Here is a 1,523-nt window from a genome sequence, read left to right on the forward strand (position 1 = left end):
CGCGAACGCGTTACCTGCACGGTGGAGCGAAGCCGAAGGCGAGCGCAACCGGGCAGATCGCGAAGCGATGCCGCGTTCGCCCAGGCTCGGTCACGCAGCGAGCCGCTAGGCGAGCGAAGTGGGCCGGGGCGTTTAAAGAAAGTGGAGAAATGCGGCGGCCATTGGTGCGGCGACCTTGGGGCCCGAGTCGCCTTCCAGTACGAAGACGGAGAAGGCCAGGTCGCCCTTGAACCCGATGAACCAGGCGTGTGACGCCCCTGAGTCGGTGTACTCTGCGGTTCCGGTCTTCCCGGACGTCCCTGCGGGCAGGCCCGCGTGCGCGGCCGTGCCGTCGGTGACGACCCGGCGCATCATCGCGCGGAGGGCTCCGGCGGCCGGCACGTCGTGCGGCGCGGGCGGACGGCCGTCGCCCACGGGCTTGAGCATGGACGCGCGCAGCAGGCGGGGAGGACGCCACGTGCCGTCCGCCACGGCGGCGGCGACGGTAGCCATGAGCAGCGGCGTCGCCTGCACGCGCCCCTGCCCGATCGCGGACTCGGCCAGGTCGGCGCCCGGTTTGATGTCCGGGAAGTCCCGGTAGGAGCCGCCCGCGCCGGTGAAGACGGGCGCGCCGAAGCCGTAGGACTCCGCCGTGTCGGTGAGGCCGCCCGGTCCGAGGCGGTCCACGGCGAGCTGGGCGAACGTGGTGTTGCACGACTGGGCGAACGCCTCGGAGAGCGTGGCGTCCCCGATGGCGGAGCCCTCGTGGTTGCGGATCGTCCGCTGCGCGGTGACGACCGTGGCGGGGCAGGCGGCGGACGACGACGGGGACAGGCCCTTGGCGAGCAGCGCCGCCGCCGTGACGACCTTGAACGTGGAGCCGGGCGGGTAGCTGGAGACGAACGCGCCACGGCCGCCGAGGCGGTCCCCGACGGCCAGGATCTCCCCCGTGGACGGCCGGATCGCCACGATCGCCGCCGCCTTCCCGGAAGGCGAGGAGGCGACGGCCCGCTCGGCGGCGTTCTGCACCCGTGGGTCGAGCGTCGTGCGGATCTTCTTGGTGGGATGGCCTCCGAGCATCTTCAGGCGCTGAGCCGGGGCGTTCCCCTGCTGCACTTCGACGGCCCAGGCGGTTCCGCCGTCGTCCGAGTCGTCGTCGGCGGTGTCTCCGTAGGCGTCGTCCAGGGTGCTCACGTACGGGCCGAGCGATCCGCCCTCGGGCAGCGGACGGCCGTTGGCGGCGACGAACGCCGCGGGCGGCTGCCGGACGGCCCGGAGCGTCCACGTCGTGGGCAGGGGCTTGAGACCGGGGTAGAGGGTGTCCGGAGCCCACTGGACGCGCCAGCGGCTGCCGTGCTTGCGCAGGACGAGCGTGGAGCGGAACGTCCAGTTCCCGTGTCCGGCGAGGTTCCGCGTGACGGTGAAGTCGGCGCGCGCGCCGTCCCGGCCCGTCCGGACGGCGGGTTTCGGGTCCAGCGAGACCGACGTCACCGACAGTCCGCTGGTCAGCTGCCGGTGCCGCGCGGCGAAGTCGTCGGGCGGGT

At 73.3% G+C, this 1,523-nt stretch carries 1 protein-coding gene; it reads right to left on the reverse strand.

The window, feature by feature from the left end:
• Nucleotides 1-132: 132 nt before the first annotated feature.
• On the reverse strand, nucleotides 133-1,523 hold a 1,391-nt coding region (locus AB0J52_RS40040; protein WP_500188399.1), incomplete at its 5' end, for a penicillin-binding transpeptidase domain-containing protein.

The sequence above is a fragment of the Spirillospora sp. NPDC049652 genome (assembly GCF_040675125.1).
In the GTDB taxonomy this organism is placed as follows: Bacteria; Actinomycetota; Actinomycetes; order Streptosporangiales; family Streptosporangiaceae; genus Spirillospora.